The following is a 6,511-nucleotide window of genomic DNA, read 5'->3' as shown; positions in this document are numbered from 1 at the left end:
TGAGGAAACGCCTGTGTCAGCACCCCGACCGCGACCCGATCCGACAGTCGCCCACCTGATGACTTCAGTTGACCTGCTCTTGGCACACCACAACAACGACCAGATTGCCCCTAAGTTACCGGTATTGGGGCTAGCCCGCCAAGTCGGATCCGAACGCGGTGTACTTGTGGGCCGGCAGGCCCACCTTGGCCGGACCGAAGGTCGTCGACGCCGTCGTCGAATAGAGCGTGGACGACGCGCCCGGCAGGAACCAGGCCGCGCCCTCCGGGTCGTTCTCCTGAGCGGCGACGGCCGTGAGGTCGGCGTGGCCGTCGTGGTTCACGTCCGAAGCGAGGAGCGTCTGACCGAAGGCGTCGATTCCCTCCACCGACCCCGGCACGCCGGGGCTGTCCTGGGTCAGGAACACCGGGCGGGTCGTGGTCACGCCGGAGGCCGAGCCCCGCAGCAGGGTGATCGCCCCGGCGGCGGGGAAGTAGTGCGAGTCGTCCCCGAAGGACTCACCCGGCGCACCAATCGCGAGATCCCCGAAGCCGTCCTTGTCGAAGTCGCCGATCGCCAGCGCCTGCCCGAAGCGGTCGCCGTTCTCCGAGGTGTCCGGGACGCCCGCGGTGTTCTGCGTGTACGTGACGCGGTGCGTGCCGCTCGGGCCGGACGAGGTGCCGTAGATGACGTGGATCTTGCCGCCGGCGGAGGCCGAGGGCTCGTCGGCCGGATCCTCGGGGTTGCCGAGGACGATGTCGCCGTAGCCGTCCTTGTTCAGGTCGCCGATCGCGGCCGTCTCGGCGGCGCGCAGGGTCGTCGTCTTGCTGATGCCGTCGGAGGTGCCCTTGTAGTACACGGCGGTGGCGAGCTGGTCGCGGTCGGGCTTCTGGCCCGTGACCACGAGGTCGGCCTTGGTGTCGCCGCTGACCCGGCCGGCGGTGAGGACCGGCTTGTCGATGCCCGGGGAGTACGAGGACACCCTGCCGGTCGCGCCCGACTTGCCGAACGGGCCGCGGATGAGCCGGATCCGCCAGGTGGGGCTGCCCGAGTCGCCCTGCGCGGAGATCGCCAGGTCGGGCTTGCCGTCGCCGGTGAAGTCCGCCGCCGCGATGCTCAGGCCGAAGTAACTGCCGTACAGCGTCTGCGGGTTCTTCACCGTCGTACCGCCGGACAGGCCGCTGCGGGAGCCCCAGACGATGACGACCGTGCCCGCGTCCTCGGCGCTGCCGGCCCTCTCGTGCGGGGCGCCGACGACGAGGTCGCTGTAGCCGTCGCGGTTGAGGTCGGCGACGGCGATCTGGTCGCCGAACTCGTCGCCCTTCTCGGCGCTGTCGGGGATGCCCGCGGTGTTCTGGCTGATCAGCTGGTGCTTGGCGGGGTTCAGCCCGCTCGCCGTGCCGTAGGCCACGGCCACCTGCCCGGCCTGCGACTTCCCGTTCACCGTGGCGTCGGGGGCCGCGATGGCCACGTCCCGGTAGCCGTCGCCGTTGAAGTCGCCCGCAAGCCCGGAGGGGGCGGCGGAGGCGGGAGTGGACAGGACCAAGGGGGTGAGGCCCGCGACGAGCAGGGCGGCGAGCGCCGTCGTTCCGGGCAGAGGGTGCTTCACGTAAGTGTCTCCAGATGAGGAAAAAAAGGGGGTCAATCCGGCAGGCCCGCGCCGATGCAGGGGCGGGCGCCCAGTGCGAGGGACTGGGTGGTGAGCAGCGTCGAGCCGGTACCGGCGGGGCCCGAGGACATGCCCGGGAGCAGATACAGGCGGCCCACCTCGTTGGCCGATTTGGAGCCCCACAGGATGGTGAAGACGCCGTGGCGGGCACCGTCGTCCTCGCCGGGAGCGGTGACGACGACATCGCCGTCGCCGTCCTTGTTCATGTCCGCAGTGGTGACCTTCGCACCGAAGAAGTCGTTGGTCTCGGCGCTGCCCGGAACGGACGGGGTGTTCTGACTGGCCACCGACCGCTCGCGAGGTCGAGGCCGTGCGCCGTGCCCCGGACGACCACGACGGCTCCCGCCTGCTTCTCGCCGCCCACGGTGGCGGTGCGGTCGCCGAGGACGAGGTTACGGTCGCCGTCGCCGTTGAAGTCGTCCGCATACTTCGCCCCGGCGGCGGCCACGGCGGCCGATGAGCCCAGCGCCAGCGGGGTGAGGCCGGAGTCGAGGAGCGTGGCGGCCGGCAGCCAGGTGCCCGTGTGCAAGGTGTCTCCAACGGTCGCAGCGGACTCCCGGGGGCCGGGTGCCGCGATCAGAAGACGTTCGGCAAATGGCAAGGGTTGTGCGTGAGTTCGGTGAATTTCTGAGGCGGCTGTGACGGCTTCGTCAGCCCTGTGACTCAGGGTCACGAAACAGTGGCGTAGGGTGAACGACCGGGGCGGAGGGTCGCGGGGAGTTGGCTGCGCGGCCTAGAGGCGAGTGACGATGAGGGCGATGTCGTCGGTACCGCCGCTGCTCACACCGAGGCGGGCGAGCAGGGTGTCCGCCAGATGGTCGGGGGTGAGCCGGGCGTTGTCGCTGAGGATGTCGGTCATGCGCTGCAGGCCGGTGTCGATGTCCTCGTCGCGGCGTTCGATGAGGCCGTCGGTATAGAGCACGAGTGTGTCACCGGGCTTGTAGGGGACGGCGGCCTGCGGGCGGGGGACATGGAGGGGGCGGGCTCCCAGCGGCGGGTCGGTGGCCTGGTCGAGGAAGACGAACGTGCCGTCGGTGTGCACGAGTACGGGTGGGAGATGACCAGCACTGCTGTAGGTGATGTGCCGGCGATGGGTGTTGATGACGGCTTTGACGGCGGTCGTGGCCAGTGCTCCGTCCACCGAGCGGGCATACAGGCCCAGCACCTCCATCGCCCGGGAGGGCTCACTCAGTGCGCGGACGGCGGCGGACAGCGCGCTGCGCAGCATGCCCATCGTGGCCGCCGCCTCCAGGCCGTGGCCGACCACGTCCCCGACCGCCAGGGAGAACGCGTCGTCGGACATGTCCACCACGTCGTACCAGTCGCCGCACACGTTCAGCCCCTCGGAGGCGGGCAGGTAACGCACGGCGACGTCGGGGTGCCGGGCCAGGTCGGGGGAGTGCAGCATCGCTTCCTGGAGCGTGACGGCGACCTGGCGTTCCCTGGCATGGGCCTGGCGCAGCTCCTCGTTCACCTGCTGGAGCTCCTGGGCCCGCGTGTACAGTTCCGCCTCCATGGCTTCCCGCTCGCTGAGCGTCTGGCCCGACCGAGGAGGGAACGGGTGGGCCAGCACGAACTCGGTGACATCCTCGACGCGGTGGATGACCCATGCCACCTGTCCGTCCGGCCCGAGCACGGGAGTGTTCATCGGCGACCACCAGCGCTCTTCGAACACTCCCGGCTGGTCGGCTACCGGGATGTCGTACTTCTGCACGGCCATCGGGTCCACCTCGCGTGACTGCAGTACACGGTGGAGCGAGGCGTTGAGATTGCGCATCCCGTCGGCATCGGGGTCGTCGGGATTGTCCGGGAAGGCGTCGAAGAGGTACTGCCCGACAAGGTCGTCCCGGGTTCGCCCGGTCACGCGGCAGTAGGCCTCGTTGACGTCGACGATCACCAGGCCGCGGTCCAGCACGAGGTGCGGGCTGGGCGTGGCCGCGAACAGCGCCCGGTAGTCGATCGGCGGCGTCGTCACCCGCACTCTCCGTTTCGGCTCTGATGGATCATCTCCTTCAGGTGCCAACTATGCGCGCTGCCATCCGCTACGTCCTGCCTGGCCAGGCGTCGGAGTGTCGGAGGAGTCGCGGGTCGTCGTCGTGGGGCCCGCGGAGGCACGACGCCGCGACGACGACATCGGTGAGTAGGGCCTTGTGACGCTCGCCCGTCAGGAGGTGCGTTCTTGCTCCAGATGGAGTGCCGTAGGTATGCGAGTCGGCCCGCTCAGGAGGCGGGCACCACCGAGTGTGGGGCCGATGAGAGTGGCCGTCCGGGCGATGCCGATGAGCGTGCGGAACGGTCCACGAGGGCACTGGCCAGGCTGAACGCCGCCACTCGGGGGCCTTTCCCCTGCCGCGCCGGTGCGGCGGCCGTTCAGGGGAGCTTGTCGGCCAGAATGTCGACGGGCTTGATGTCGGGCGCCTCGGCGAGCATCTCCGGGGCGGCCTCCATCAACGCGGCGGCGATCCTGCCCTGCAGATGGTTCTGGCGCCCTTGCTCGTCGTCGAAGGCGTCGAAGATGCCGAAGGTGGTGGGGCCCTGGCGGAAGGCGAACCACGTGACGGTGTCCGACTCCTGCTGCGCGAGCCGCTCCGCCTCGCGCAGCAGCGTTTCGATCTGGTCCGCGTAGTCCGGCTTGGCCTCGATGCGTGCCAGCAGACCGAGTCGCGTCATGATGCACTCCCGTTGGTGGCTTTCGGCATGGTTCACACAGCCTCTCGGGGTGATGGGCCCTCGGCAACCGGAGGCTGCCGCCGGCAACTGGTATCGCGACCTGGAACATCAGCGAGATTTATCCGTCGGCGCGGCGACGACGGCCACCGGGCTACACCGCCGCACCTTTGGGTTGACGAGTCAACGGCTGTTCTCCGCGGCCTTCGAATCGGGATGAGCGAGCAGGCGAGTTCAAGGCCTGTGGACCGGTTGATCTCAGTTTCGTTCGGGTGGGTCGATAGCGACGAGTTCGACCTCGAAGCCGTCGTCGTTCTCCAGATATGCGGCGTAGTGCTGTCCGCCGCCGGCGTATGGATGCCGCTCGGGGAACATCAGCTGCCAGCCGTGCTCAGCGGCGTCGGCAGCCAGCTTCTGGACCATGGTGCCGTCTTCGACGTGGAAGGCCAGGTGGTTCAGTCCCGGGCGGCAGCGATCGTGCCGTTCGGCAGTGAGGGCCGGGGACTGCTCGATGACCAGATAGGTCGGCCCGAGCCGCCAACTGCGGCCGCCGTCCCAGCTCTGGTAGACGTCGTAACCCAGCGCCTCAAGGAGCCAGCCGAACGAGGCGAGAGCGCGGTGGAGGTTGGGCACCCACAGTTCGACGTGATGCAGCGTGCCGTGTGTGGGCCGACTCATGTGCCACCTCCTCTGTACGCGTGACGAGGCATGAAGTCACCGGTGTGGCCGTCGTCCGTCTCAAATGTAGCGATCAGCACCAGCCGCGGAGCCGGGGTGACTCCGTAGGTGATCAGACGCACGGCAGGCACCATTCAGCCGGAGGACTCATGGAGCCTGGCCCTCGCCTTGCGCTCAACCAGCACAGGGACGAATTCGCGAACGGGTCGTCCGGTGAATGACGCGTGTGCCTCGGCTACGGCCGCCTCGATCTCGCCCTGGCTGTGCGTTGCGCCGAAGGCACTCTTCAGACGCTCCAGGACGCCATGGATGGCGTCTTCTTCACGCGCTTTGTCAGTCACAGTGCCGCCTGCCTGGAAGGGGGCCTCTCGGCCTCCACTGGGGTCTCACGCGGAAGTGCCGCGCTCGGTGAGCATTGCATTCCGCTTTGGGGATGACGACGGGAACCGGCCGTGCCTGGCGAGGTCCGTGGGCCTCGCGCGGATGAATCACGTGTCGTCCGCCACGCGGGTCGGACGACCGAAGCACGCCGGTGGCCGCTCAGGCCGCTCGTTGCAGGGCAGCGTGCGCGAGTGCGAGGAGTTCTTCGCGGCCTTCGCCGGTGATGGGTGCGGCGTTCAGGTTGCGGACGGCGCGGGTGTGGCGTTCCTGGATGGCCTCTTCGACGGCGTCCTGTGCGCCGGTGGATGCGATGAGGGCGCGTAGTTCGTGGGCGGTGTCCGGCGTGATGTCCGGACGGCCGTAGGAGTTGAGAAGGGTCTTGCGCTGTGCCTCGGTGGCGAGTTGGAGGGCGGTGGCGAAGAGAACCGTCGGCTTTCCTTCGCGGAGGTCGTCGATGTTGGGTTTCCCGGTCACTGCCGGGTCGCCGAAGACGCCTATGAGGTCGTCGCGGAGTTGGTAGGCGGTGCCGAGTTCGCGGCCGGCTTCACCGTAGGCATCGATGAGCTGTTCCGGGGCTCCGGCGAGGGCCGCCCCGATCTGGAGGGGCGGCGCGATCATGTAGCGACCCGCCTTGTACTCGGCGACTTTGAGGCAGCGAGCGGGGTCGAAGTTCCGGTCGGCCTGGACATGGAGCTCCAGCATCTGACCGTAGGAGGCGTCGGAGGACATACGGAAGAAGATGCCGAGCACGGTGGCAAGGCGGTCACTCGTGGTGCTGGAGGCGATCAGCGCGTTGCACCAGTTGAAACAGAAGTCCCCCGCAACGAGGGCCGCGTTCTCGCCGAATCTGTCGCTGTTCCCGGACCATTGACGCGACCGATGACGGTCGGCCCACTGCCGGTGGTAGGCGGGGGTGCCGCGGCGCGTTTCGGACTGGTCGAGAACATCGTCATGGATGAGGAAGGTGGAGTGGAGCAGTTCCAGTGCCGCCGCGGCCTTCGCGACGTGCTCCATGGGGCATTTGGCGCCGGCGCCTTTCCAGGCCCAGTAGCAGAACTGCGAGCGCAGGTGTTTTCCGCCCCGGAAGAACGGGCGAAGGAGGTCCAGATGGTCGCGGAGGCCCGTTTCGAGCATGTC

8 protein-coding genes are annotated in these 6,511 nt (G+C 68.6%); 1 reads left to right on the top strand and 7 read right to left on the bottom strand.

Going from position 1 to position 6,511, the window contains the following annotated elements; all coding sequences use genetic code 11:
* Positions 1–130 precede the first annotated feature (130 nt).
* Together Q8A52_RS41865 and Q8A52_RS41860 are read right to left on the bottom strand one after the other, a co-directional pair.
* The gene (locus Q8A52_RS41865; protein ID WP_316762109.1) at positions 131–1,588 is read right to left on the bottom strand and encodes an FG-GAP-like repeat-containing protein; all 1,458 of its coding nucleotides are present in this window, start codon (positions 1,586–1,588) and stop codon (positions 131–133) included.
* A 32-nt stretch (positions 1,589–1,620) separates the two neighbouring features.
* Complete coding sequence (locus tag Q8A52_RS41860) at positions 1,621–1,935, bottom strand: FG-GAP repeat protein (RefSeq protein ID WP_316762108.1); 315 nt, start codon at positions 1,933–1,935, stop codon at positions 1,621–1,623.
* 23 nt (positions 1,936–1,958) lie between these two features.
* On the opposite strand from Q8A52_RS41860, the gene Q8A52_RS41855 reads away from it, so the two are divergent.
* Positions 1,959–2,108, top strand: a complete 150-nt coding sequence (locus Q8A52_RS41855; RefSeq protein ID WP_316762105.1) for a hypothetical protein — start codon at positions 1,959–1,961, stop codon at positions 2,106–2,108.
* A 273-nt stretch (positions 2,109–2,381) separates the two neighbouring features.
* Here the strand turns inward: Q8A52_RS41855 and Q8A52_RS41850 are convergent, their stop codons facing one another.
* The 5 genes from Q8A52_RS41850 to Q8A52_RS41835 all read right to left on the bottom strand — a co-directional run bounded on the left by Q8A52_RS41850 (position 2,382) and on the right by Q8A52_RS41835 (position 6,508).
* The gene (locus tag Q8A52_RS41850) at positions 2,382–3,623 is read right to left on the bottom strand and encodes a PP2C family protein-serine/threonine phosphatase (protein WP_316762103.1); all 1,242 of its coding nucleotides are present in this window, start codon (positions 3,621–3,623) and stop codon (positions 2,382–2,384) included.
* A gap of 395 nt (positions 3,624–4,018) precedes the next feature.
* Positions 4,019–4,318, bottom strand: a complete 300-nt coding sequence (locus tag Q8A52_RS41845; RefSeq protein WP_316762100.1) for a putative quinol monooxygenase — start codon at positions 4,316–4,318, stop codon at positions 4,019–4,021.
* Between the two features lie 255 nt (positions 4,319–4,573).
* Positions 4,574–4,993, bottom strand: coding sequence for a VOC family protein (locus Q8A52_RS41840; protein WP_316762097.1), 420 nt, complete (start codon positions 4,991–4,993; stop codon positions 4,574–4,576).
* Between the two features lie 134 nt (positions 4,994–5,127).
* Positions 5,128–5,334, bottom strand: coding sequence for a three-helix bundle dimerization domain-containing protein (locus Q8A52_RS49325; RefSeq protein ID WP_361617677.1), 207 nt, complete (start codon positions 5,332–5,334; stop codon positions 5,128–5,130).
* A 199-nt stretch (positions 5,335–5,533) separates the two neighbouring features.
* On the bottom strand, positions 5,534–6,508 hold the full coding sequence (locus tag Q8A52_RS41835) for a polyprenyl synthetase family protein (RefSeq protein WP_316762094.1): 975 nt from the start codon (positions 6,506–6,508) through the stop codon (positions 5,534–5,536).
* Positions 6,509–6,511: the final 3 nt, after the last annotated feature.

The organism is Streptomyces herbicida (assembly GCF_032656585.1).
GTDB classification, from domain to species: Bacteria; Actinomycetota; Actinomycetes; order Streptomycetales; family Streptomycetaceae; genus Streptomyces; species Streptomyces herbicida.
The sequence above is the reverse complement of the archived record's forward strand: the minus strand, read 5'-3'. Positions and strand labels throughout refer to the sequence as shown.

Bases quoted from the DNA above. Each gene is read 5' to 3' on its own strand.
- Q8A52_RS41845 (WP_316762100.1), bottom strand. From the start codon at position 4,318: ATGACGCGACTCGGTCTGCTGGCACGCATCGAGGCCAAGCCGGACTAC.
- Q8A52_RS41840 (WP_316762097.1), bottom strand. From the start codon at position 4,993: ATGAGTCGGCCCACACACGGCACGCTGCATCACGTCGAACTGTGGGTG.
- Q8A52_RS41835 (WP_316762094.1), bottom strand. From the start codon at position 6,508: ATGCTCGAAACGGGCCTCCGCGACCATCTGGACCTCCTTCGCCCGTTC.